Origin of the sequence: Micromonospora sp. WMMD1076, from assembly GCF_029581475.1 — a bacterium.
Classification (GTDB): Bacteria; Actinomycetota; Actinomycetes; order Mycobacteriales; family Micromonosporaceae; genus Micromonospora; species Micromonospora aurantiaca.
In genome coordinates this window covers 4,812,721-4,838,355 of record NZ_CP120862.1, presented here as the reverse complement: position 1 = coordinate 4,838,355, position 25,635 = coordinate 4,812,721, and the positions used below count along the sequence as shown (strand labels likewise).

14 protein-coding genes are annotated in these 25,635 nt (G+C 71.6%); 5 read left to right on the top strand and 9 right to left on the bottom strand.

Features of this window, described 5'->3' with window-relative positions; all coding sequences use genetic code 11:
* Nucleotides 1–55: 55 nt before the first annotated feature.
* The 3 genes from O7622_RS22650 to O7622_RS22640 form a co-directional block, all read right to left on the bottom strand.
* Nucleotides 56–778, bottom strand: coding sequence for a TIGR03943 family protein (locus O7622_RS22650; RefSeq protein ID WP_282310209.1), 723 nt, complete (start codon nucleotides 776–778; stop codon nucleotides 56–58).
* Nucleotides 775–1,701, bottom strand: coding sequence for a permease (locus tag O7622_RS22645; protein ID WP_282314198.1), 927 nt, complete (start codon nucleotides 1,699–1,701; stop codon nucleotides 775–777). Before O7622_RS22645 ends, O7622_RS22650 begins: the two co-directional genes overlap by 4 nt.
* Before the next feature lie 228 nt (nucleotides 1,702–1,929).
* Entirely contained in the window at nucleotides 1,930–5,082 is a 3,153-nt protein-coding gene (locus O7622_RS22640) for a S8 family serine peptidase (protein ID WP_282314197.1), read from the bottom strand.
* A gap of 501 nt (nucleotides 5,083–5,583) precedes the next feature.
* Here O7622_RS22640 and O7622_RS22635 point away from each other — a divergent pair.
* A complete protein-coding gene (locus O7622_RS22635; protein ID WP_282314196.1) occupies nucleotides 5,584–5,967 on the top strand; it encodes a transcriptional repressor in 384 nt (127 codons plus the stop codon).
* A gap of 73 nt (nucleotides 5,968–6,040) precedes the next feature.
* On the opposite strand, the gene O7622_RS22630 is transcribed toward O7622_RS22635, so the two are convergent.
* From O7622_RS22630 to O7622_RS22610, 5 genes are all read right to left on the bottom strand, one after another.
* Nucleotides 6,041–7,078 carry an LLM class flavin-dependent oxidoreductase gene (locus O7622_RS22630; protein ID WP_282310208.1) on the bottom strand — a complete coding sequence of 346 codons (1,038 nt, stop codon included), beginning with the start codon at nucleotides 7,076–7,078 and terminating at the stop codon, nucleotides 6,041–6,043.
* Nucleotides 7,068–7,460 (bottom strand): SCO5389 family protein, encoded by a 393-nt coding sequence (locus O7622_RS22625; protein ID WP_282310207.1) that lies wholly within the window; start codon nucleotides 7,458–7,460, stop codon nucleotides 7,068–7,070. Before O7622_RS22625 ends, O7622_RS22630 begins: the two co-directional genes overlap by 11 nt.
* A 414-nt stretch (nucleotides 7,461–7,874) precedes the next feature.
* Nucleotides 7,875–8,552 carry a response regulator transcription factor gene (locus O7622_RS22620; RefSeq protein WP_282310206.1) on the bottom strand — a complete coding sequence of 226 codons (678 nt, stop codon included), beginning with the start codon at nucleotides 8,550–8,552 and terminating at the stop codon, nucleotides 7,875–7,877.
* The gene (locus tag O7622_RS22615) at nucleotides 8,549–10,501 is read right to left on the bottom strand and encodes a sensor histidine kinase (RefSeq protein ID WP_282310205.1); all 1,953 of its coding nucleotides are present in this window, start codon (nucleotides 10,499–10,501) and stop codon (nucleotides 8,549–8,551) included. The genes O7622_RS22620 and O7622_RS22615 overlap by 4 nt, the downstream gene beginning before the upstream one ends.
* Nucleotides 10,502–10,600: 99 nt before the next feature.
* Entirely contained in the window at nucleotides 10,601–13,747 is a 3,147-nt protein-coding gene (locus O7622_RS22610; protein ID WP_282310204.1) for a hypothetical protein, read from the bottom strand.
* Nucleotides 13,748–13,951: 204 nt separating this feature from the next.
* On the opposite strand from O7622_RS22610, the gene O7622_RS22605 reads away from it, so the two are divergent.
* Both O7622_RS22605 and O7622_RS22600 read left to right on the top strand, forming a co-directional pair.
* A complete protein-coding gene (locus O7622_RS22605) occupies nucleotides 13,952–14,113 on the top strand; it encodes a hypothetical protein (RefSeq protein ID WP_282310203.1) in 162 nt (53 codons plus the stop codon).
* A complete protein-coding gene (locus O7622_RS22600) occupies nucleotides 14,110–15,123 on the top strand; it encodes a cupin-like domain-containing protein (RefSeq protein ID WP_282310202.1) in 1,014 nt (337 codons plus the stop codon). The genes O7622_RS22605 and O7622_RS22600 overlap by 4 nt, the downstream gene beginning before the upstream one ends.
* 60 nt (nucleotides 15,124–15,183) lie before the next feature.
* Here O7622_RS22600 and O7622_RS22595 read toward each other — a convergent pair whose 3' ends face one another.
* Nucleotides 15,184–15,684 (bottom strand): hypothetical protein, encoded by a 501-nt coding sequence (locus tag O7622_RS22595; protein WP_282310201.1) that lies wholly within the window; start codon nucleotides 15,682–15,684, stop codon nucleotides 15,184–15,186.
* Nucleotides 15,685–15,983: 299 nt separating this feature from the next.
* Here O7622_RS22595 and O7622_RS22590 point away from each other — a divergent pair, with 299 nt between their 5' ends.
* Nucleotides 15,984–25,322 carry a neuraminidase-like domain-containing protein gene (locus O7622_RS22590; RefSeq protein ID WP_282310200.1) on the top strand — a complete coding sequence of 3,113 codons (9,339 nt, stop codon included), beginning with the start codon at nucleotides 15,984–15,986 and terminating at the stop codon, nucleotides 25,320–25,322.
* Nucleotides 25,319–25,633 carry a nucleotidyltransferase domain-containing protein gene (locus O7622_RS22585; RefSeq protein WP_282310199.1) on the top strand — a complete coding sequence of 105 codons (315 nt, stop codon included), beginning with the start codon at nucleotides 25,319–25,321 and terminating at the stop codon, nucleotides 25,631–25,633. Before O7622_RS22590 ends, O7622_RS22585 begins: the two co-directional genes overlap by 4 nt.
* Nucleotides 25,634–25,635 lie beyond the last annotated feature (2 nt).

The window sequence follows — 25,635 nt, the reverse complement described above, 5'->3', positions numbered from 1 at the left end:
AATAGCATCGTCTAGCTGTCAGATGTTGATATCAGCACTCGTGCAACCGTCGCGGCTACTCGTACGGCTCGGCGGGCGCGGGGATCTTCTCCCAGGTCTCCACCTGGAAGTAGGGGAGGTCGGCGTCGTTGACGGGATCCTTGGCGGTGTGCGGGATCCACCGGCCGGTGGAGCGTACCCAGGTGTTCGCCGGCCCTTCGGGCACGTCGCCGCGCAGGCCGACCTTGACCGGGATGCCGTCGGCGGCGCAGCAGGACAGCATGATGCGGGCGAGCATCGGTTCGCCGTCCGGGCCGGGGGCGAGGAAGCCGGTCAGCTGGATGCGCCGGCCCTGCAGCGTACGCCCGTGGTCGTAGACGGCGCGGTAGCCGTACTCGAGCAGAGACAGTTCGGCCGGGTCTCCGGGCCGTAGTGGAGGATAGGCGACATCCCGGTCGTCGGTCAGGGCGGAACCGGCGCGGGCCACGGTGTCGGCGCCCAGCGCCGGCGGGACGACGAAGATGAGGGCGAGCGCCGGGAGCAGCAGCAACCAGCCGACGGCGGGACCGGAACGGCCGTGACCGTGCCCGTCGTCGTCCGGCTGGTCCTCGGGCCGGTTGAGGTGGCGCAGCTCCTGCACGAGCGCGACCAGCGCGGTGATGACCAGCAGCAGACCGGCGGCGATGAGGAACGGGCGCAGTCCCTGTTTGACGTAGCGCAGGTAGAGGTCGGTGAGGCTGGCGCGCAGGATCGCGCCGCCGAGGAAGACCAGCACCACCGCCTGCGTTCCGCGACTCACCAGATCACCGTCCCGATTCCGGCCGCGACGAGCACGGCTAGGGCGAAGGTGGCCGGTGCGAACCGGGCGGCGAACCGCCGGCCGAAGATGCCGGCCTGCATGGATATCAGCTTGAGGTCGACCATCGGACCGACCACGAGGAAGGCCAGCCGGGCGGTCAGGGAGAACTGGGACAGCGAGGCGGCGACGAACGCGTCGGCCTCGGAGCAGATGGACAGCAGCACCGCCAGAGCGGCGAGGGCGAGGACCGACAGCACCGGCCGGGCCGCGAGGTCGTGCAGGAACCGCTGCGGTACGACCACGTTGATCGTCGCCGCCGCCATGGCACCCACCACCAGGAACCCGCCGGCGTGAACGACGTCGTGCCGGCAGGCGGTCCAGAACGCGGCCATCCGGGGCAGTCCGTCGAGGTGGGCGCGGTGCGGCAGGCGGATCCAGTCGGTGCGGCCCAGCCGCAGCCACAACCAGCCCATCAGCAGGGCGACCAGGAGGCTGGCGCCGCCGCGGGCGGCGACCATCTCCGGGTTGCGCGGGAATGCGACGGCGGTGGCGGTGAGCACGATCGGGTTGATCGCCGGCGCGGCGAGCAGGAACGCCAGCGCCGCGGCGGGGGTGACGCCGCGGCGGATCAGCGACCCGGCGATCGGCACCGACCCGCATTCGCAGCCGGGCAGCACCACTCCGGCCATGCCGGCCACCGGCACCGCGAGCGCGGGGTGCCGGGGCAGAGCCCGCGCCCAGAACGAGCGGGGCACGAACACCGCGATGACGGCGGAGAGCACCACGCCGAAGACGAGGAACGGCACCGCCTGCACCATCACCGACACGAAGACGGTCAGCCAGGTCTGCAGCCGCGGATCGGTGACCAGTGTCCCGATCTGCCGGTGCAGCACGCCGACGAGGATGAGCAGGAAGCACAGCACCTCGGTCGAGCCGACCCACCGTTCGCGGTCGGGCGCCGCCGGTTCGGCGGCCGGAACCGCCGGCGCCTGCGGTTCGGGCCGCGCGGGCGCGGCGGGGTCGGTCGTGCTCAGGCGGATCACCTTCCAATCTCAACGGCGGTATCTTACAGTGATCGCTTGCTCACAATGCGCTTGCGGCGTGCGATGCCCGTCCTCGTCGGCGACGGGGACGGGCATCGCACGTGTCGCTCAGTTCACGGTGCCGATGGACACCGCGCCGCGGCCGACGACCGCGCCCTCGTCGGTGACCAGGTTCAGCTCACCGAACAGCTGCCGGCCCTCGGCCGCTGCCGTGTCGACGGTCACGGCGCCGGTGATGGTGGCGCTGACCCCGTTGGGCAGGGACACCGTGGTGCCGGGTGCGGTGACCTGGCCCAGGGCGGGGGAGTAGAACACGTCCCGGTAGTCGAACTGCGTAGTGCCGGCCGGCACCGCGTACCCGTCGACCTGCACCGTGTACGTGCCCGGCTCGGGGTTCGGGATCGAGACCGACTCCTCGGAGTCGCCGTCGGCGGACTGGCCGACCTCGACACCGTCACGCAGCACGGTCAGGTCCAGGTCGGCGGCCAGGTCGCCGGTGTTGCCGATGGCGACGTCCAACCGGGTGGCACCCTCGGGCACCTCGACGGTGTAGGTCTTGCGCTCACCGTCGGCGATGCTGTCCCGGGAGGAGGCCGAGCTGCCCAACGGACCACCCCGACCGGTGATCACCACCGGGCCGAACATGTTCGCGACCGTCCAGGTGACCGGCGTGGACTCACCGGCGGTCACGCTCGGCAGCGTCACCACGGCCGGCTCCACCTTCACACCCTGCACCCGCGCCGTGAGCTGGAACGGGTTGTTCAGCGACGGCGAGGTACGCCGGGCCTCCACCTCGATCTCCCAGATCCCCGGCATCGGGTTGGCGTAGTCCCGCTCCTGCGGCTTGCACACCGCCGCGTCGGAGTGGTTGGTGTAGCAGGCGGTGCTGGCGGTGCTCTCCACCGGCACACCCCAGGGGTTGACGGCGATGAATCGGGTCTGGGAACCCGTGGCGATGCCGGACAGATTCACCTGCAGCGCTGCCGCCCCCTCGGGAACCGAGACGAAGAAGCTGGTCGTCGAGTTGCGGTCCACGCTGCCCGAGCCGGAGAAGGCGTACTTCGGCTTGGTGGGCTGAGCGGCGGCGACGACTGTGTTGAGGACCTCGAAGTCGACCACCTTGGTCTTCGGGTCGTCGATGCGCAGGATGGCACCGTGGGCGCCGGCCTTCGGGGTGGCCGTCACCGGGATGGAGACGGTCCGGTTCAGCGGTAGGTCCACCGCCGTCGGGGCGCGGAACGTCCCGTCGTTGCCCCGCCATTGCAGCTGGTGGCGGATCACGCCGGCCGGACCGCTGGTGCGGGTGACCTTGACCTGGTAGGTGCGCGCCTGGCCGACCCGCTGGCCGCCCTGCCCGGGGGCGCAGCGGTTGTAGACGCCGGCACCCCGCCCGGGGGTGGCGAGGAAGTCGGAGATCGGCGTGCACACCGGCGCGCTCGCGGTGTAGCTGCGCGGGGTGACGGGCTTGGCCAGCAGCTTCCAGGCACCCGGCACGTCGAGCAGGCCGTTGCCCTGCGCGTACGCCGGCTCGCCCTTGATCCACGAGGCCGAGCTGACCACGGCCCGGCGCAACGCGGCCGGGGTGACCCCGGTGCCGGTCGCCCTGGCGGCGGACAGCAGCAGCGCCGCGCCGCCGGTGGCCTGCGGGGCGGCCATCGAGGTGCCGTTGAACATGGCGTAGCCCGGGGGCAGCGGGTAGCCGGCCTCGGGGATCGGCGAGCCGGTCTGCCACAGCGGGGTGGTGGAGATCGCCGAGCCGGGCGCGCTGATGGTGGGCTTGAAGCCGCCGTCCTCACGCGGCCCGCGCGAGGAGAACGGGTGCAGCTGGTAGGGCCGGCGGGTGACCGAGCCGTAGTTCGCCAGCCACGTCTCCCGGCTGATGCTGGAGGCGACGCTGACCACGTTGTCGGCGACGGACGGGTCACCCACGGTGTTGACACCCGGCCCGGAGTTGCCGGCGGAGATGAACATCTGCACGCCGTAGTCGGTGATCAGCCGGTCGTACAGCACGGCGCGGGCGTTGTTGGCGTCGTTGAGCGCGGGCAGGCCACCGATGGACATGTTCACCACGTCCACCCTGCGGTTGACCACGAGGTCCACCATGCCGGTGGTCAGCGCCGCCGCTGTGCAACCGCCGCCCCAGGTGCAGGCCCGGGAGGAAACCAGCTTCGCGCCCGGCGCGGCACCGTCGAAACGGCTGTTGCCGAGCATGTCGTTGGCCGCGGTGATGCCCGCGACGTGCGACCCGTGCGCGTCCTCGATGATGCCGATGTTGACGAAGTCCGCGGTCTGACCGGGCAGGCCCGCAGGCCCGAGGTCGACGTCCTCCCGGTACTCGACCACGAACGGCATCTGCTCACGCACTGCAGTGGCGGGATCGTCGGTGCCGAAGTGCCCGACGTCGAAGCGCTCCCTGTAGGGGCGCATCACCGGGTTGTCGGTGAAGTCGCCGTCCTGGTCGGAGTCCACCCGGATGTCGTGGCTGGCCGGGTCGTAAAGGATGCCGAAGCTGTCGGAGGTGTCGCCGTCGCGGTTGACGTCGCCGCCGGGTTCGCTGCCCTCGGTGATTCTCTCGGTGAAGACGTTGAACAGCCAGGTGCCCGCCGGTGCGGTCCACTGGCGTCCGGCGGCGGTGAACGACGGGCCGGTGACCTGCGTGCGCATGGCCCGCCAGGTCAGGTCGCCCTCCAGCAGCGGGTCGGTGGCGGTCACCCAGTCGACGATCTTCCGCTCGCCCGTGGAGGTCGTCTGCAGAGCGGGATTGTCCAGGTCGACGCCGGAGTCCATGATGCCGATGGTGATGCCGCGGCCGTCCCACGTCGGGTGTGCCTTCTTGAACGCCACCGCGCCGGTCTCCCCGGTCGGCATGTACGGGTTGTCCGCCGGCGTCGACGCTCCCGGGCCCGGGAGCGCGGCCTGCGCGGCAGTCCGCCGGCCGGGGAGGGACTCCGCCCGCGGATCCGGCAGCGTGATCGACTCGTTCAGGTCCAGCGCCGAGACACCGGGTAGTTCGGCGGCCTTGACGACCTTGTCCGTCGGGACCTGTGCCAACACGTAACCGACCTGGTCGACCCGGTGGGTGACCGTGCCGCCGAGCTTGCGGATCTCGGCGGTCACCTGGCCGGCCTTGCCCTTGTCGGTGGCGACGATGACGGTCACCGCCGGCTTGCGCTGTGCCCGGGCGTCGGCGAGCAGCCCGGCGTCGTGGCTGCCGAGCGCGTCGGCCGGTGCTTCCTTCGGTGTCTCCGGTGCAGGTGCCAGCGGTGCCGGTGGCTCGGCCGCTGCCGGATTCGCGCCGGTCAGCGCGACCACGCCGGTGGTGATGGCGGAGGCGAGCAGGGCGGCGAAGCCCCGCCTGCCCCATCGGGATGGATGTCTCACGGGCGGATTCCTCCCAGAGCGAGCGCTCGGTGACGGGCGCGACTGAAGGGGATCCTCCGCTCATAGAAAGCCATTGTCACTAAGCGCACGAGACGTTGTGACCCGCCCGTGACCAACCCGCTTCTCGGCGTCACACAGGCGCTTGAGTCCGGGCATGGCGCGTACACGGGATGCCTGCCCAGGCCACGTTGTACGCCCGGCTCGCATCTGCGCAGCCCTGTTAGGGTCAGTGAGACAATTGGATATATGCGCAATGCATAATGGGTACGGATGCCAGATGGCCCACGGAGGGGCGCGAGGACAACGCGCCGCCGACCAGTCGCGGCGGGTCGGCCACGGACGGAACGGAGACGGTGAACGGTGAGCGAGGCGACGGCCGGCATGACCCGCAACACGCGCCAACGCGCCGAGGTGCTGGCGCTACTACGTGAGGTCGATGGCTTCCACAGCGCGCAGCAACTGCACCAGATGCTCCTGGATCGCCAGGCGCGCGTGGGCCTGACCACCGTCTACCGGACACTGCAGATGCTGGTCGACACCGGCGAACTCGACTCCACCAAGCTGCCGGGCGGAGAGCAACTGTACCGGCGGTGCAGCCAGAGCCGCCATCACCATCACCTGGTCTGCCGCCAGTGCGGCCGCACGGTCGAGGTGGCCGGACCAGCCGTGGAACGATGGGCCGACCAGGTCGCCAGCCAGCACGGCTTCACCGACGTCGGTCACACCATGGAGATCTTCGGCACCTGCGGCCCCTGCGCCGCCTGAATGCCGTCCGGTGGTGGATCTGCCGACCACCGCCGGGAATGCCCCGCGCGGGAGGGGTGAGGTCCTCCCGTTCCTACCGGCCGTACAGCACCTCCGTGCTGAGCCGGCCGATGGTGCGCAGCGTGGTCGCCCGGTCGCCGGTCGCCTCGACGAGGAACAGCAGATGGCGTACGCCCGGAAGCGCGGCGGCCGCCACCACGGCCGCCCGGCACCGCTGCGGCGAACCGACCGGGTGCAAGGCGACGAGCCGACGAACATACGCCTCGATGTCGGGCGGGCCGGATTCACCGCCGTCGAGACGAACGTATTCCCGGGTGCCGGCCAGCAACCCGGGCAGCCCGTCGCGTACGGTGCGGGCCGCCGCCGTGTCGGTGTCCTCGACGTGGGCCAGATGAACACTGCCGTGCGGCACCTGTGAACAGTCCTGCCCGTGCTCGGCTGCGACCTGCGCGTACCGAGCGAGCAGCGCCCGCTTCTCGTCGAGGTTCGCGTGCAGGCCCAGCAGCAGCGGCAGGCCGTGGCGGGCGGCAAGGTCGACGGTCGCCGGAGAGGTCGCCGCTACCCAGGTCGGTACCGGTCGTCGGGGCCGGGGCACCACCTGTACCGGCCGGAACGGGAAGCGTGAGTTGCCGGCCACCGTCGCCGTGCCGGACAGCCACCCCAGCAGGATCTCCAGTGCGTCGGCCATGCCGTGCGAATAGCGATCCTCGCCGGTGCCGAAGACCTCGATGTCGACCCACGGACCCCCACGCGCGATTCCCAGCCGGAAACGCCCGTTCGACAACTCGTCGAGCAACACGGCCTCCTCGGCCAGGCTCACCGGGTGTCGAACCGACAGCACGCATGCGGCGGTGCCGACGGCGATCCGGCGGGTCGCCCCGAGCAGGTGTGCGGCGAAGGTCGTCGCCGAGGGGCACACCCCGTAGGAGATGAAGTGGTGCTCGGCGATCCAGACCCCGGCGTAGCCGGCGTCCTCCGCCGCCAGGCCGTAGCAATGCGCGTCCGACAGCGCCGTGGCGTGGCTGCCGCCGGCCCGGTGCCCGGCGAGCAGAAACAGGTGCGCCTGGACCTGCTCGCCGGACCACCCGGCAACCCGGTGATCAGCAGTCACGCAGCTCTGGTGACTGGTTGAGCAGTTGCCCGCGCGTCGAGACGAACCTGCGGTAGGCGTCGGAATCGACGGCGCTCAACCGGAACGCGGCCACCCGGTGACAGTTCTGGAAAGCCAGTTTCACCCCGAAGTGGCGCTCCAGACCCGAGCGGATCGCGTCGCTGGCCAGCGCCCGCAGCAACTGGCCGCGCTCCGCCTCGGTGGGCGGTGGCAGGATGTTGTCGGCGAAGTCATCGGTGGAGGACTCCAGTTCCGCGACCACCCGGGTGACGGTCTCCCAGGCGAACGGGAGGGAGTCGCGGACGCAGGCGACGAAGGCATCGTCGTCCACTGGGCCCGCCTGGGCGGCTTCGAGCAGGGCTGGCGGGACGGTGAGAGACATGATCCTCCTAGTAACCTGAAATGACCATCGTTGCCACTAGAGTTACAGGGGGAGCACACCACGTAGCCGTGCGCCTCGTCAACAGTCTCGCCGGTTCGGCTCGGCGCAGGCCGCTCCAAACGGCCGCGACAGTGCCGGATGCTGTTTCACCTGCGTCGAGGAGGGACGGGAGCCATTCACTCACCCGTTCGGGCATCGGGTCGATGCCGTCCGGGGCGGTGTCCTCGTCGGACGCACGTCGGCCGGCCATGCCGCAGGAGCGGCGCGAGGTCAGGTGATTCCGGAGCCGCTAGTGCAAATCGTAGTCAGAAGCGTTAGTGTTGTTCCGGCCTGCCGGTCCGCGTTGGCTGCTTCCCACGAGGGCTGTCCCGTCGGCGCGGGTCAGGATCCGCGCCGCGGCTGCCGCCTCGGCGGTCAGCGCCCGCGGAAGCCGGGCGCCTCGGCCGCGCTGGGCGCGCCCAGTCCGTTGTCGCGGGCCAGGGCGATGGCCTCGGCGCGGCTGCCGAGGTGCAGCTTGACCAGGATGGCCGAGACGTTGTTCCGGACGGTCTTGGCGCTCAGTCCGAGCCGGTGCGCGATCAACGGGTTCGACAGGCCCCGGGCGAGCAGGCCGAGGATCTCGCGTTCCCGGTCGGTGAGCTGGGGGAACGGCCCGTCGGACCGGGCGCCGAGCAGAGCGCCCGCCCGGTCGGCGAGCGGGGCGCCGAGGACCAGGTCGCCGCCGGCCACGCCCCGGATGCCACGCTCCACGTCCGCGGCCGAGGCCCCCTTGAGCACGTAGCCGCGCGCCCCGGCGCGCAGCGCGGCGACCAGCGACGCGTCGTCGTTGAGCATGGTCACCACGAGGACCCGGACCGCGGGATGGTCGCGGCGCAGCAGCCGGGTCGCCTCGATACCGGAGCCCGAGCCGAGGTGGAGATCCATCAGCACCACGTCGGGACGTACCCGGGCGACGAGAGCCAGGGCGTCGGTGGCGTCCGCGGCCTCGCCGACGCACTCGATGCCGCCCAGGGTGCTGAGCAGCGCGCTCATGCCGAGCCGGAAGACCGGGTGGTCGTCGACCACGACGACACGGATCGGGGTGTCGCTCACGGCCGCTCCAGGGGGATCGTCAGGCAGACGGTGGTGCCGCGGTCACCGGCCGGTCCCACGGTCAGGGCCGCTCCCACCGCCTGCGCCCGTTCCCGCATGGCGTGCAGGCCGACGCCGTGGCTGGTGGGGGCGGCCGGCACACCCCGGCCCTGGTCGGTGACGGTGACGCGCAGCAGGCCGGGTCGCCGGTCCAGCGACACGGTGCACCTGTCCACCCCGGCGTGCCGGTGCACGTTGCGGATCGCTTCGGCGGTGACACCGTAGGCGGCGGTGGCGATGGGCTCCGGCAGCGGGTCGACGGTGGCCGGTCCGTGCACCACGATCCGCAGGCCGGCCCGGGCGTACTGGTCGCGGAGCAGGTCCAGGGCAGGTCCCAGGCCGCCGTCGGCGAGCACCGGCGGCAGCAGGCCGTGTGCCAGCTCGCGGACCTGCGTCGCGCGTGCGGTCAGCTCGTCGGTCAGCCGGTCCAGCAGGTCCTCGGCCCGGTCCGGGTCGCGGCGCAGCAGGTTGCGGGTTGCGGCCAGCCCCAGCCCGATACCGCTGAGCGCCGGACCGAGGCCGTCGTGCAGGTCCCGGCGCAGGGAGCGGCGCTCCTCGTCGCGTACCTCCGCCAGTCGTTGCCGCGACCGGGCCAGGTCGCGGTTGGTGCCGGCGAGGTCCACGAGCGCGGCGACCACCGGGGCGAGGACGGCGAGCGACTCCCGGGCCCGGGCGCCGAGCAACTCGCCGGGCCGGGGCCAGGCGTGCAGGTAGCCGACCGGCCGGTCACCGCTGGTCAGTGGCACGGTGACGGGGATTCCGTGTGGGTGCGGCGGGGGCTGCGGCCCGTCCTCGGTGATGCGCACCTCGGCCAGCCGGAGCGCGGCGGCGACCGTCGCGCCGATGTCGGTGGTGCGCCCGACGCTGTGCACCACGCGGTGCAGCAACGGTTCGGGCGCCTCGCCGTGCACGAGCCGGTCCACCCGTCGCTGCACCGCCTCGCGCATCGGCTGGAAGGCCGCCGCGAGGATGCCGGTCACGACGAGCTGCGGCAGCGGCAGGGCCCGCGGCAGCAACCTGTCGAGCAGGGCCACCGCGGCGCAGTAGGCGGCGATCACCACGGCGGTCATGAGATACCAGACGAGGGTCCGGCGGACGGCCAGCCGCAGTCCCCACAGTTGCTGGCGCAGCACCACCACCGCCACGGCGGCGGGGAAGAACGCCTGGGAGGCGAGCATCAGCAGTGCGGGCACGACCGCCGGAACCGCCGGTGGCAGAAGCGTGGCGAGGAACGCGAGGGTGAGCAGCGCGCTGCCGGCCGTCGCCCAGCCGAGGCCGTGGCGCTGCGGCGCGGGCCCTCGCCGCCACCGCCACGCCAGGCCGGCGCTGGCCAGCAGGCCGAGCCCGACCAGCGGGTACGGCAGGACGGGAAGCAGCGGCCTCAGCAGCGCGGCCCGGACCTCGCGCAGCTCGGGTGCCAGCGGCAGCACCCCCAGCGGCGGCGGCGCGGTGACGGCGGCGGCCAGCATCACCGCCACGTAGCCGGCGCCGGTGGCGGCGGCGAGCCGGTCGAACCAGCCGAGTGGCCGGTCCGGCAGCAGCCAGGGCATGACGAGGACCAACGTGTAGAGGCCCGGTATCCAGGCCCACTGGTGCAGGGCGGCCAGCAGCGGCGGTCCGCCGGCGGCGAGCTGCCACTGGGCGGCGAACGCGGAGAGTGCGCTGCCCAGCGCCGCCGTGCAGGCGATCGCGCCGGGCAGCCGGCCGCCGGTGCGCTGCCGGCTCACGATCAGCCAGGCCACGGCCCCGTAGACGACACCGTCGAGCAGGTCGACGAGGGAGTAGAGCTGGGTGGCGGTGAGCGGGGGAGTCGCCACGGCCCAGGCGGCGACCGCGCCGAGACTGAGCAGGGCGGTGACGGCGAGGACGGTCCACGCGGCCCACCGCCGGGACCTGGATACGTTCGGCATGTCGGGTCCACTGTCTCAGTCCGGTGTCGTCAGCGGACCACCGGAACGGTGTGCGCCGGGTGGCGGGCCGGTCGGAGGGGACCGGCCCGCCACCCGCTCTCAGCTCTGGGTGACAGCCGTGCCGCTGACCCGTAGCTGGTCGATCACCGCGGCGACGTCGGGCAGCCGCTCCCGGTAGACGTTCCCGGCGAGGCGTTGCGAGTACGTCTCGTAGAGCGCGGCCAGCTCACCGGCCCGTCCGATGGACACCGCGTGGATGCAGTTGCCGAGGTACTCGTTGGGCGAGCCGGGGCTGTCCGCGCCCGAGCACGACGGGCCGAAGACGGCCGCCTGCCCGACCCGCGGGTCGATCTCGGCCGTGGATTCGGGGCACGGGTCGCCGGGGGACTGCTGCGCGCAGGGTGCGTAGTCGGCCTCGGCGATGGTGTACGCCCGGCTGACGTGGGTGTCCGGCAGGTCCCGCCCGACCGGCGCGCCGGGGTGGCGGTATTCGCTCGGCAACAGGTTGCCGCCGAGCAGGTAGCCGCTGAGCGAGGCGTCGGCGTCCAGCGCGACCGGGAAACCGAGCTTGGTGTACGCCTGGAGCAGCCGGAACGCCTCGGTGATCTTCTTGCCCCGGGCCCGCAGCGGGGAGGTCGGGTCGGCGAACGCCGCGTTGACCACCTGGTAGTAGCGCTTCTGCTTGCCCCACAGCATCCGGTCGGCCAGGCGGCGGGCGATGGTCAGCCGCTCGGCGTTGTCGGCCGAGCGCGCACCCGTCTCGAAGGCCGGCAGGTGCACCGACTCGTCGTCGTACCGCATCACGTAGACCTCGTCGTGGCAGTATCCGGTGGGCGGGTCGGACCGGGTGCTCCACGAGCAGATGATCCCGGCGCCGCGCGTGTTGCGCCACGTCCGCACGTCCATCCAGAACGCGCCCTGGTCGACGCTCATCTGCGCCCGGACGGTCAACTGGAGGTCGGCCTTGGTGATCTCGGAACGGGGGCCGGTGGTGGTCGTCGGGTTGACGAACTCCGCGTCGTAGCAGATCCGGAAGTGCGGCTCGAACTGCTCCCTCGTGCCGTGGGCGAGCAGTTGGAACGCGCTCGGCAGGTCGCCGAGCTGTACATTGGCGGGGATGCGTACCCGCGGCAGCGGACTGAACGGTTCGCAGCCGGACATCTTGGCGTCGGCGTTGTAGCCCTTCGGCTTGTCGGCGGACCAGTACGAGCGGGTGTTGGTCAGCCGGGTCGGCGGCATCTGGTCCGGCCCGTACCACGGGTTGTATCCGCCGCCGGTGACCGTGTCCCGGAGCCGGCGCAGCTCGGTGGACTGGGCGTTGACCGCGCTCGTGTAGTTGTCGACGAGGCCGGTGAACAGCGCGTTGCGGTGCCCGTCCGGGGTGGGGCTGCTGAACCTGCCGGCCGCGTCCACGATGACCTGGCCGGAGCGGCCGACACGCGCGGCGAACGAGTCGTCGCCTGTCATGTCGCCGGCCAGCGCCGGGTTCTCCAACGCCAGCGCGGTGTACGCCCGCGCGGACATCGTCCACACCCCGGCGTGCGGGACCTTGGTGGTGGCCGGGTACGCCGGATCCCAGGTGCGGGCCAGGTAGGACAGGTAGTCGATCGCGCCGTACGGGCTCTTCTCGTCGAGCACCCGCACCGGGTCCACGCCGGGCTGCGACCACTCGGCCGGGGTGAGGACGAAGGGCGCGCCGGCGGCGGTGGAGGTGGCCGTGGTGAACAGCCGCCCCTCCGTCTCGTCGTACTGGGCCACCGAGAGGGGACGCTTGGTGCGCGCGGTGTAGCCGACGTAGGTGTTGATGACGAACTCGGTGTCGTTGAGGGCGCTCTTCTTCAGCGCCTCCTGCATCGAGAGGCTGAGCTGGTCGACCCGGGTCTCCAGGCCGTTGATCTGGCGCTTGATCGCGTCGATGTCGCGGACCACGCCCGCCAGGTCGGTGCTCATCCGGTGCAGGACCGACATGATGTCGTCGTACACCGCAGTGAGCATCGCCTCGACCCGGTCGAACCGGTCGTGCATCTCGGTGCGCAGCTCGTCGACCTGCTCGCGCAGCTTGCCGATCTCCTGCATCACCAGCTCGTGCTCGCTCGGGCCGGAGCCCAGGAACAGCGGGGCGAGGGTCATCACGGCGCCGAGTACGTTGCCGGTGAGCACCACCGTGCTCAGCGAGCCGATGGCGTCGCTGAGGTTCAGCCCGGCCACTGTGGGCAGGTACTGGTTGATCGCGGTGGCGATGCCGACCGCGGCCTTGCCGATCGCCAGCACCTCTTTGCCGGCCTTCTCGTCGGCGAACCCGGCGAGGGTGGCCAGGATGGTGACCGCGGAGCCGGCGGCGTCGATCGCCACCTGCCGGCCGGCGCTCTCGGCCAGCGCGGCCGTGTAGTCCTGCGGCGTCGGCTTCGGCCCGGGACCGACCGGATACTTCAGGTCGGCGGCGGCCAGCCGGTCGATGATCTCCGAGTTCTGCTCGGAGACCTTCTCCAGCGCCCCGCGCAGTTCCGTGCGCAGCGCCGCCAGGTACGCCTGCTCGTTGCCCAGGTGCTCCAGGATGGCCTCGGTGTTGACGAAGGAGGCGAGCAGCGGGTCGGCGAGCAACTGTTCGGTGGTCGCGGTGGAGCGCACGTTGAGCTGCGCGCCGATCTCCCCGTCCCAGGCCGCGGCGAGGTCGGCGTCCTGCGCCGCCGCCCGGGTGAGCTGGCCCCACGCCCGTTCCTGCTGCGCGTAGAGCGCGTCCATCCACCGGTAGTTCTGGTAGGCGCTGGTCACCGCGTCCTCGACCTCGGCCGAGGCCGTGATGGTGCCGCCGACGGTGGCGTCCAGCAACCCCTTGACCATCGGCGCGCCGATGGAGACTCCCGGAACCCCGGACAGCGCGTCGATCACCTTGATCATGGTCGTGTAGGTGGTGCGGGCCGTGGTGTCGGAGATTCCCGCCGCGTTGACCGCCTGCCGCGTGCTCACCAGGTGCCGCATCACGTCGTCGCGGGACGCCCCGGGGTTCCGTCCCCGCCAGTCCAGCAGCTCCGCGGTGAGCACCAGGTTCTTCAGCCCCGCCACGCCACCGTTGTGCGCCCGCAGATACGCGGCGAACACGCCGTCGTGGAACCGCGTCGCCTCGTAGTCCACCGCGTCCGCCGCCACGGCCGGCGTCGGCGACATGACGACCACCGCCGCCACGACCGCGGCGACCAGCGCTCTCCACCGCCGCCGTCGGCGGGGAGCCCACACCATCACACCCACTGGGATTCCTCCGGATCACTCCGCGCCCGCCAGGCCGGCCGACGCGCAGCGCAGCCTGCGCCGGGGTACGTCCCGCCGGCCAGGGGTGGATGTCCCGGGGCGGCGGGACCGGTGCGTCGTCCGTCCGGCGGAGCCCGCCGTCCCGTGCCGGACGGGACCGGCGTCCCTGGCGGGCCGGGACGCCGCGCCGGTTGACTGCCTGGCATGACCGACAACTCGCCGGACCACATCCCGGCCCACGTGAAGAACTCCTACGTCAACTGCTCCGAGTACACCCGGTCGCCCCGGCTCACCCCGCCGCCGGCCGGTACGGACGCCGCCGTGGCGTCGCTCCGACCGCTGACGCCGGCCGGGGCGACCCGGTGACCGTGGCCGCCGCGCCGGGCCTGCTTCCCGCCTGGCGGGAGTGGCTCGCCGAGAACCTGGCGATGGGGATCGCCATCGAGCAGGCCCGCGCGGCGGCCGTCGCCGCGGGCGCGGACGCCGACGCCGTCGACGCCGAACTGGCGTCGCTGGCCTCCCACCCGTACTTCGTCGTCTGCCGGCGGCTCGCGCTGCGCTACGACTGGATGGAGTCGGTGCTCGACACCTACCGGGTGCTCCGCGACGACGACGGCGGACGCGACCTGGAACGGCGCGCCGACCTCACCGCGACGGAGTTCTTCGGCCGCTACTACTACGGCAACCGCCCCGTCGTCCTGGACGGCCTGATGACCGACTGGCCGGCACGGCACTGGACGCTGGAGCGGATGGCCCGCCGGTGCCCGGACGCCGTGGTCGAGGTGATGACCGGCCGGGAGGCCAACCCCGACCACGCCTGGCAGTACGACAGGCACCGCACCACCATGCCGTTCCGCGACTACCTGGCGCTGCTCGGCTCCGGCACGCGCACCAACGACTACTACATGGTCCCCCGCAACGAGAACTGGAACGGCGCGCTCCGGGCACTCGCCCAGGACGTGCGCCCACCCGGTCATCTCGTCGACCCCGCAGGCGGCGGGCACCTGCTTCTCGGCCCCGCCGGCACGGTGACCCCGCTGCACGTCGACAACAGCACCGTGCTGCTGTGCCAGGTGCTCGGCCGCAAGCACGTACGGCTGGTCCCGTCGTACCAGCGGCATCTGGTCTATCCGCGGGGCGGGACCTTCAGCGCGGTGGACGCGGCCCGGCCGGACCTCGACAGGCATCCCCGCTACGCCGAGGCCACGGTGCTGGAGACCATCCTCGAACCGGGCCAGATGCTGCTCGTACCGGTCGGCTGGTGGCACTGGGTGCACGCGCTCGACCTCAGTGCCACTGTCACCTTCCACCACTTCCGGGTACCCGGGCAGAACCACCGGATGGCCACCCCGCCGTCGGCCCGCGCCGACGGGTGACCGCGCGGGAGCGGGCCGATCGTGAAGAACCGGCTCAAGAGCGTCCAGCACCGCACCGGCCTACACGACGGCTTCCCCGCTCACACCGGACCGACTCTCGGATTCGTTGGTGGCCAGGCCAGCTTTCTGAAGTGCTTCACGTCCCATCCACCCGTCGGTGATGGGGAATGCGGTGCTTTTCCGTACGGCATTCCACAGGGGGTTCGCCCAGCGATGCTCAATCAGCAAGGCAACGACGTGGGTGCCTGCTGTAACGTGCGTCCGCAGATCGGGAATCTCGTCTCCATGCATGAGGTAGCCGGTGCCGCTCAGGGCAGTTTCACCCAGAGTCGCGGCTGCTCCCGCCGCAGTCAGCAGTCGTTTGATAATTGCGCCCATTTCGGGCGTCGGCCCCTCGCTCTCTCCCTCGGAGAGAATTCGCTTGCGGTCCATGTCGATTTGGTAGACGTCGAGCAGGCGGATGCCGGGGTTGTCTCTGAGCGAGTCGATCTGCTGCTTGACGGAACGGGGAAGGTTGGCTTGCGTATAGCCAATCAGGATGAGTTGAACCGGCCCAATCACGTGAGGTCCCTTCGCTGCTGGCGTTTCCGGCTGCAGCGAAGCGCCTTCCCTGGCTCAGACGACCCAAACCGAGGGGCCGTGTCAAGTGACCCTGATCTTGACTTGGGCTTCCTCCTGAAGGAGGCGACCTCTCCGCACCGTTCGTGGCCGCGTTCCGGACTGTCGCGGCGCCGACACTCGCCCCAGCGCTTTTTCGTAGGTACCGGCCGAGCAAAGTTGGGCAGCCGTTGCCGACGACCGGCGCATCGGTCCCCTCGTAGAACTGGTAAGGCCAAGTGCCTGCCCGAAGGGGAACCATCATGCGGCTCGCGGGGCGTAACCTGCACGCCGGACTGACCGGTGACGACGTGACAACGCTGCACCGGGCGTTGCTGGCCCTCGGCCTCGCGATCCCGGCCGACGAGTTCGACCACGGTGTGTTCGGGGTCGCGACCGCCGACGCGGTGGCCCGGTTTCAGCGCGATCACGGCTTGGCCGACACCGCCATCGTGGATGAGACGACCGCCGCGGCTCTGGGTGCCTCGGTGCCAGGGCGATCGCCGGCGACCCGCCCCGCTGGGCGGATCCCGGACGGGCTCGGTGACGGCGACGTCACCCTCGTCCACCGGGCGCTCGACGCGCTCGGCATCGACGTCGACCCCTCGGAGCGGGAGAAGGGGAGGCTGGGCGCCACCACCCGCGAGGCCGTGGCCCGCCTGCAGACCCTGCTCGGCATGGCGTCCACGGGGGACCTCGACGCGGCCACGATCAGCCTGGCGCGGCACACCGTGGAGCGGCTCGGCGGCGATGCGGGGCCGGGCGTCGCGGCGCCGGGTGCGAACGACTCGCTCGTCGACGGTGCCGTCTTCGACGCGAACGGCTTCCCGATGGCGGAGGTCACCGTCGTCGTGCTGCGCCGGCGGCTGCGCGACGAGACCGAACTCGGCCGCGCCACCACCGACGCCGACGGACAGTACGCGGTCGGGTACCAGACGCCGCCCGACGTGGTGAGCAAGGGCACCGGCGGGATCGACCTGCAGGTCGACGTTCTCGGCGCGGACGGCCGACGGCTGTTCCGCTCCGCGGTACGGCACCGGGCCGGCACCCGCGTGCGCGTCGACCTGCCGCTCGGCGGGGAGCGGCGCACGGAGCCGTCGGAGCTGGACCGGCTCGGTGGTGCCGTGACAAAGCTGCTCGGGTCGCTGCGGGCCGACGAGATCGTCGAGAACGACCAGCATCAGGACCTCACGTACCTGGCCGAGTCGGCCGGGTTCGATCGGGAGCAGGTCGCCACCTACTCGGTGGCCGTCCGCCTGGCCGGGCAGACCGGCCTGCCGCCCGAGCTGTTCTACGCGCTGCTGCGGATGGACGTGCCGGCCAACGCGTCCATCGCGGTGCTCGCCGACATGAGCGACGGCACCGACCTCGACCGCAACGCCACCCGGCTGCTGACGGCGCTGGCCCGTACCGCCGCCGCCACCCGTGCCCAGGCGGTCCGCGCCGCGCTCGACGCCGGCATCGTCACTCCCGGGTACGCCCAACGTGTGACCCAGGACCTCGACGCGCTGGACAAGCTCGCCGCGACGGCCCGGCTCGCCTCGCCGAGCGGCGTCAACAAGACTCCACTGGGCACGGTGCTGACCGCCGCGGGGATCGCCACCACGAAGCAGGAACGGTTCTCCGCGCTGTCGCACGAGTCCGCCGTACCCGGTGAACAGTTCTGGAAGGACCTGGCGGCGAACCCGGACTTCACCCCGGCCGAGGTCGACACGCTGCGCTTCGCGACGGTGGTCAGCGACGCGACCCGCGGGTACATGCCGCTCGTCACCCGGTTGCTCGCGCGGCGCCGCGACGGCCAGCTCGCCGGTACCCGGGACCTCGCCAAGCTCTCCGCCGCCGCATGGAAGGCGATGCTGCTCGACACCGCTGGTGGACCGCCGATCGGGGTGCCGCCCAACATGCGGGTGGCGGACCCGGCACAGGGGGCCGACGTGTACGCGCAGGTGCTGGAACGCAACTTCGAGCGGATGCACCCGACGACCGCGTTCGGAGCGCGCCTCGCCGACGACAGCGCGAGCCCGCTGACGGCGAAGGCGGCCGTGGTGACGTTCATCGACGAGCAGCCGGCGTTCAGCCTGCGCCGGTCCGACGTGGACCGCTACCTCAAGGACCACCCGGCCGCGGTGCGCTCCGCCGAGCGGGCAGCGGTCCGCGAGGCCCTGCTCACCAGCCAGCGCCTGGTCAAGGTCGCCGGCCGGTACGCGATCGCCAAGCCGCTGCTGGCCGACCGGATCCACTCCGCGCAGCAGGTGTACGCGATGGGTCGCAGCGCCTTCACGCAGCGGTACGCCGGGCACCCGGACATCGGCCCGACCGAGGCGGCACGGGTGTTCCGCACGGCGGAGCAGACCTACGGCGTCGCGCTCACGTACGCGATGAACCTCAACGCGCAGCTCGTCGGAGTCGGACCGGCGGCTGCCCAGACACCCGTACCGGCGATCGCGGACGACTTCCCCAATCTGCAGTCGCTGTTCGGCTCGCTCGACATGTGCGCGTGCCAGGAGTGCCGATCGGTGCTCAGCCCGGCCGCGTACCTCGTGGACCTGCTGCACTTCCTCGACAAGCGGAAGTTCGGTGCGTCCTCGCTCAAGAACGTCCTGCTCAACCGCCGGCCGGACCTGGCCCAGATCGAGCTGAGCTGCGCCAACACGAACACCGTGCTGCCGTACCTGGACCTGGTGAACGAGCTGCTGGAGGACGCGGTCGCCCCGCCGGCGAACCCGTCGGCGGCCGCCCGGGCCAGGCAGACCACCCTGAGCACCGACGAGCTCAACGCGAACCCGCAGTACGTCAACGACGCGGCGTACGCGAAGCTGGCCGCGGCGGTGTTCCCGTGGGGGCTGCCGTTCGACCTGCCGCTCACCGAGGCCCGCACGTACCTGCGGCTGCTCGACACCGACCGGGTGGAACTGATGCGCGCCCTGACCCCGCCGGCGGCACCCGGCAGCGCGCCGACGGCCGCAGCCGCCGCCGAGGGGCTGGGGCTGTCACCGACGCAGGCCGACATCGTCACCGCCGGCCCCCTGGTGGCCGGCCGCAAGCCGTGGGAGTTCTGGGGCCTGGCGGAGAACGGCAACGCGGTGCGGGATCCGGTCGACGCGAGCATCGTCGTGTCCGGCTCGTGGCTGGAGGTGCTGTCCCGCATCCGCATCCTGCTCGACCGGGCCGGCCTGTCCTACGTGGAGTTCACCCGGCTGCTGAACACCCGCTTCGTCAACCCGACCGGCACGGTCACGCTCGTGTGCGACCCGCCGGACACCTGCGACCTGGCCAAGACCCGGGTCGTGGGGCTGACCGCCGACGTGCTGAACCGGATGCACCGCTTCGTACGGCTGACCCGGGCGCTGGGCTGGAGCCTGTACGACACCGACGGTGCCGTGGCCGCGCTCGGCGGGACACTGACCTCGGCGTCGCTGCGCCAGCTGTACGCCGTCCGCGCGGCGGCCCGCCGGTTCACGCTCGACCCGCTGGTCGCGGTCAGCCTGCTGGGCCGCATCGACACGCGGGACGTCCCGCCGCTGCCGGGCGACGATCCGCAGCGCAGCCTGTACGGCATCCTGTTCGCCAACCGGACGGTGCTGAACCCGGTCGACCCGGTGTTCACGCTCGACGCGGCCGGCACGGAGATCGCGGCGATCGCCTCCGGCCCGAAGCTCACCGAGCACCGGCCGGCCCTGGTGGCGGCGTTCCAGGTCGCCGACGAGGACCTGGTCATCGCCATCGACGCGTTCACCGACGGCGCGCTGAACCTGGCGAACCTGGCGACGCTGCACCGGTGCGCCGTCCTCGCCCGCGGCCTCGGGCTCACCATGCGCGAGTTCGTGGCGATGCGCGCCCTGGCCGAGCGGACGCTGCCGGCACCGCCGTTCGCCGAACCGCTGAACCCGTTCGACGCGGCCCGCCCCGAGCTGCTGGCCGAGTTCTGTGCCGAGGTGGACCGGGTGCGGCGCTCCGGCTTCGGCGTCGCCGAGTTGAGCTACCTGCTGCGCCATGTCGGGGAGGGCTTCGCGCCCGACGAGGTCGCCGTCGGCACACTGCTCCGCTCGATCCGCGACCGGCTGGCGACACTCGCCGCCGAGCACGTACCGGCCGAGGATCCGCGCGGCTCCATCGTCCGGCAGCGCCTGGCGAGCCTGCTCCAGGCCGCCGACGTCGACGCGGTGACGGCGGTCCTGAGCGGCGCGACGGCGCTGAGCGAGGACGCGCAGCGGTCGGTGATCGCCACGGCACTCGGTGCGCTCGTGGACGTCCCGGCCGTACAGAAGGTGCTGGTCGGCAGCGCGGCGCTGCGTCCCGGCCAGAGCCGGTACGAGTACCTGCTGGTACGGCTGGTCGAGCACGCCCGGCGCACCCTCGGCTCCAGCGTCGTGGTGCAGGAGCTGGCCGACGCGCTCGCGCTGCCGACCGCCATCGTCGCGACGCTCGTGTCGGACTGGTTCCGCGGGCTGGACGACCGGGCGTCGAGCCTGCTGGCCGACCTGTTGCTGCTGCCCACGATCACGCGCGACGCAGCGCTCGCGGACAGCCCGATCAGGCCGAGCGAGCCGGGGTTCGGCGGCTACTTCGTCGCGTACGAGCGGCTGGCGAAGGTGGCACGCCTGGTCGCCGCCTCCGGTCTGTCGGCCGACGAGACGGCGTGGCTGCGCCCGCACGGGGTGGCCGCCCACTGGCTGGACCCGACGACACTGCCGGTCCAACCGGCGAAGGATCCCGAGGGCCGCTACGCAGGGTGGCGGCGGTTGACCGATGCCACGTCCGTCCGCGCGGTGCTGGGCGGCAAGCCGATCGTCGCGCTGCTGGAGTCCGCACGCACCGGTGCGACCAAGCAGGCGTACCTGCAAGCACTCGCCGACCGGACCGGGTGGCTGCCGCAGAGTCTGCGGGTGCTCGCCGGTGATCCGGCGAGCGCGGCCGACCGCGGGCTGCTCGACCTGGGCTATCCGCAGGACTTCGGTACCGAGGTGGCGCTGACCCGGCTCGCCGCCGCGTTCGCGCAGCTGGACCGGCTGGGCCTCGGCGCGGCCGAGGTGGCCGGCTGGCTCGGTGCGACGGTGACCGCCGCGCAGGCCCGCGCGATCCGGCAGAGCGTCAAGGCGAGGTACTCGGCGCAGCAGTGGCCGAGGGTGGCGAAACCGCCCCGGGACGCGCTGCGCGAACGTCAGCGCGACGCGCTGCTGGGCTACCTGCTCGCCCACCCGCCGGCCGCGGTGACCCGGTGGCACGACCCCGACGACGTCTACGCCCGCTATCTGATCGATGTGCAGATGAGCGCCTGCCAGGGCACGTCGCGTATCGTCCAGGCCGCCAGCGCCGTGCAGCTGTTCGTCCAGCGGTGCTTGCTGAACCTGGAACCGGGCATCGTCATCGACACGGCAGTCGACCCGGACTGGGCGCAGTGGCGCTGGATGAACCGGTACCGCGTGTGGGAGGCCAACCGTCAAGTCTTCCTCTACCCGGAGAACTGGATCCAGCCGGAGCTGCGTACGGAGAAGTCGCCGCTGTTCAAGCAGCTCGAGGCGGACCTGCAACGCGGCGAGGTGACGACCGGCCGCGCCGAGGACGCCTTCCGCGGCTACCTGGAGCAGCTCAACACGGTGTCCCGGCTGGACGTCGTCGGCATGTACCGTGAGTCCAGCTCGCCGACCCGGCTGCACATCATCGCCCGCAAAGCCGGCTCGCCGCCGTCGTACTACCACCGGATCTGGGTGGACTCGTCCCGGTGGACGGCCTGGACGAAGATCGACCTGGACATCACCGGCACGCACGTGCTGCCCGTGGTGGTCCGCGGCCGCCTACACCTGTTCTGGGGCGTCATCAGCCGCCGGTCCAACCATGAACAGCCGCTGCCGGCGATGCAGATGTCGACGAGCCAGCCGCCGCCGCCCGGGACGCACATCGAGGTGAAGCTCGCCTACAGCGAGTTCAAGGACGGCACGTGGCTGCCCGCCGAGACCACCCACCAGGCGGTGGTGTTCGACGGCATGGTGCAGTCGAAGGGCGTCAACCTGCGCTCGGCGCAGTACGGTGCCGGCCAGCTGTACATCAATGTGTTCAACAACGGCTTCCACCGCGGACAGTTCGTCTTCCAGGGCATCGGCAACCCGGTCGAGGTGTTCAGCACGTACGACCTGGACGCGCTGCGTGACGTCAGCCTGGAGACGGTCGGGACCGGTGTGCTGCCCACCGCGCGGCGACTGGACCGCATCCTGGTGCCGACGAACACCGCCCGCGAGGGCATGGCGATGGTGCCGGTCGCCCAGACGATGTACTCGGTCACCCGCCCACGGACCTCGCCGATGAACGTGTCGGCGTACCTCGACGGTGAGCTGCAGTCGCTGCAGGTCCTCGCGAACGCCGACCGGTACCGGCTGATCGTGCCGCACCAGCAGCACCAGTTCGACTCGTCGCTGCCGTTCTTCTACGCCGACCAGCGCCGGCAGTACTTCGTCATTCCGACGTTCTACTACCCGATCGGGAACGGTTACTACACCGCTACGCCACCGCCGTCGGGATACACGCCGTACTCGTTCGTGCGGTACCGGTTCGTGCCGTTCCACCACGAGTACGTGCCGCTGTTCCTGCGGCGGCTCCACGCCGGTGGCGTCGACGCGCTGTTCGACCGGCGCCTGCAGACCGAGCCGGCGAAGCTCAACGACCAGAGCGCGTTCGACTTCCTGAGCTACTACGTGTCCAACATGGCGCAGCCGCCGTTCCCGGCGGACGGGGTCGACTTCGAGCCTGACGCCGGTTACGCCGTCTACAACTGGGAGCTGTTCTTCCACACCCCGTTCCAGATCGCCGAGTCGCTGCGTCGCAACCAGCGCTTCGCCGAGGCGAAACGCTGGTACGAGTACGTCTTCAACCCCACCAGCACCACCAGCGAGCCGGCGCCGCAACGGTTCTGGGTGACCAAGCCGTTCTACCGGATGCAGGACGAGCACTACTGGCACCAGGCGATCCAGCAGCTGATGCAGGCGGTGCACGACCGCGACCCGCAGGCCGAGCTGCAGGTGGCGGCGTGGCGCAACAGCCCGTTCGACCCGCACGCGGTGGCCGCGCTGCGACCGGTCTCCTACCAGCGGGCGATCGTGATGCGGTACGTCGACAACCTGATCGAGTGGGGTGACCAGCTCTTCCGGCAGGACACCAGGGAGTCGGTCAACGAGGCGACCCAGCTCTACGTCCTGGCCGCCGATCTGCTGGGACCGAGGCCCGAGCTGGTGCCCCGCGACCAGGGCGCACCGTCCACGTACGCGGACCTCGCGGGCTCGCTCGACGACTTCAGCAACGCGGTCACCGCCGCCGAGAACGCGATCGCACCCGTCGGTGCCACCAGCACGACCGTCTCGGCCGGTGCCCCGCCGCTGCCGGTGCTGCGCGGTCTCTACTTCACCGTCCCACCGAACCCGCAGCTGCTGCGCTACTGGGACGTCGTCGCCGACCGGTTGTTCAAGGTCCGGCACTGCCTGAACCTGGACGGTGTGAGCCGCCCCCTCGCGCTGTTCGCCCCGGCGATCGACCCGGCACTACTGGTGCAGGCCGTCAGCGCGGGTCTGGATCTGTCCAGCGTGGCCGATGACACCGGCGCCGCGCTCCCGCCGTACCGGTTCCGGACGATCCTGCGCGAGGCGATCGAGCTGACCGAGTACGTCCGGGGGCTGGGCAACCAGCTCTCGGTCGCCCTGCAGCAGCGTGACGCCGACGGCCTGGAGCGGTTGCGGGCGGGCGCGGAACGGATCCTGCAGACCCGCCTGCGCGGCCTGTACGACCAGCAGGTCACCGAGACCGACGAGGCACTCACTGTCATCGACCGGCAGAGGGACGTGGTGGCCGTACGGCAGACGTACTACGGCACCCGCCGTGACGAGCTGACCAGCAGCCGGGAGGCCGCCGCGCTGGCTACCCAGGAGGACAGCATCGTCGCGCAGGCGATCGGGGCCGGTCTCGACGCCGGCGCCGCGGTGGCCCACCTGGTGCCGGACGTGCAGTTCGGCGCGTCCGGGGTCGGCGGCACGCCACACGCGACCGTTCGGTTCGGCGGGTCCAACGTGGCCGGGGCGCTCGGCTCGTTGTCCGCCGTCGCCAAGGTGGCCACCGCGGTACTGCAGACCAGGGCGCAGATGAGCACCGCGACGGCCGGGTACGAGCGACGCCGGGACGAGTGGCGGTTCCAGCACGACCAGTCGATCCGTGAGCTGGAGCACCTGGCGGCACAGCAGGTGGCCGCGACGGTCCGCCAGGGCATCGCGAGGACCAACCGCACGAACCACGACCTGGTCGTCGAGAACGCCGAGGCGGTGGAGGAGCACCTGCGCTCCAGGTTCACCAACGCGGAGCTGTTCGAGTGGATGATCGGCCAGACCAGCGCCACCTACTTCCAGGCCTACCAGTTGGCGTACACCGTCGCCCGGCGGGCCGAGCAGTGCCTGCGCCACGAGCTGGGCACCCCGAACACCTCCTACATCCAGTTCGGGTACTGGGACAGCCTCCGCAAGGGCCTGCTCGCCGGTGACCGGCTGCTGCACCACCTGCGCCGGATGGAGTCGGCGTTCTACACCGACCACGTCCGGGAACTGGAACTGGTCAAGCACGTCTCGCTGCTGAACCTCGACCCGTACGCCCTCGTGCAGCTTCGGGCCACCGGCGAGTGCGTGGTCAGCGTGCCGGAGTTGCTGTTCGACCTGGACAACCCGGGGCACTACCAGCGCCGGCTCAAGCAGGTCGGGGTCAGCGTGCCGTGCGTGGCCGGGCCGTACGCCGGTGTGCCGCTCACCCTGACCCTGCTGGACAACCATGTGCGCACCACGACCGGCGTGTCACCGCAGTACGTGCGCAACGCGGGCGACGACCCGCGGTTCGCCGACGACCTGGGCGGCGTCGACGCGATCGTGACCAGCAGTGGGCAGAACGACAGCGGGATGTTCGAGGCGCGGCTGGACGACGAGCGGTACCTGCCGTTCGAGCGGGCCGGGGCGATCAGCACGTGGCGGCTGCGCCTCAACCCGGTCTACCCGCAGTTCGACATCCGCACCATCACCGATGTCGTGCTCCACGTGCGGTACACGGCCCGTGACGGCGGTGCGGTCCTGGCCGAGCAGGCGCGCACCGCGGTCCGGGCACACCTGAACACGGTGGCGCTGGCCGAGAGCCGGACCGGCCTGTACCGCCTGATCAGCGCCCGGCAGCAGCACAGTGCGGCCTGGCAGCGGTTCCTGCACCCGGGCGAGGGCGAGGACCAGGTGCTCACGATCCCGACGCCCGCGGACGACTTCGCGTTCTTCACCCGCGGGCTGGACCTGACGGCGACCGAGGTCGACGTCCTGTCGAAGCTGGACGGTACCGAGTACGAGCTGGTGCTCGGCCGGCCCGGCGGGCCGGACGTCGTCACCGCGATCCGGCCGGACAGCACGTTGAACGGCCTGCACCACGTCGGTACGACGTTGACCCCGCCGGCACACCTCGGCCGGGCCCCGGCCGAGGTGCCCGATCCGCGGTGGACGCTCAGGCTACGCCGCGCCGGGGTACCGGACTTCCGGTCGCTCACACCGGCGGAGATCGAAGATCTGGTGCTGCTGATCAAGTACCGGGTGGCGCAGTGATCCGCGACGCCGACATCGCGCGGGTCGTGGAACGTGTCGTGGCGCTCTACGACCCGGACCGGATCATCCTGTTCGGCTCGCAGGCCAAGGGCACTGCGACCGAGCGCAGTGACCTCGACCTGGTGGTGGTGCGCAGGTCGGACCACCCGCGCTGGCTGCGCGGGCGGGACGTGGTCGCGGCGCTGAACCGGATGGCGTTCAAGACCGACCTGCTCTTCGTGACGCCGGAGGAGATGGAGCAGGAGCAGACCGACCCGTACTCGCTGTTCTCCACCATGTGGCCCACTGCCCGCACGATCTACGAACGGTGAGG

Excerpts from the sequence above, each read along its gene's own strand:
- O7622_RS22590 (WP_282310200.1), top strand. The coding sequence starts at position 15,984 with ATGCGGCTCGCGGGGCGTAACCTGCACGCCGGACTGACCGGTGACGAC.
- O7622_RS22625 (WP_282310207.1), bottom strand. The coding sequence starts at position 7,460 with ATGTCTCTCACCGTCCCGCCAGCCCTGCTCGAAGCCGCCCAGGCGGGC.
- O7622_RS22635 (WP_282314196.1), top strand. The coding sequence starts at position 5,584 with ATGACCCGCAACACGCGCCAACGCGCCGAGGTGCTGGCGCTACTACGT.
- O7622_RS22615 (WP_282310205.1), bottom strand. The coding sequence starts at position 10,501 with ATGCCGAACGTATCCAGGTCCCGGCGGTGGGCCGCGTGGACCGTCCTC.
- O7622_RS22605 (WP_282310203.1), top strand. The coding sequence starts at position 13,952 with ATGACCGACAACTCGCCGGACCACATCCCGGCCCACGTGAAGAACTCC.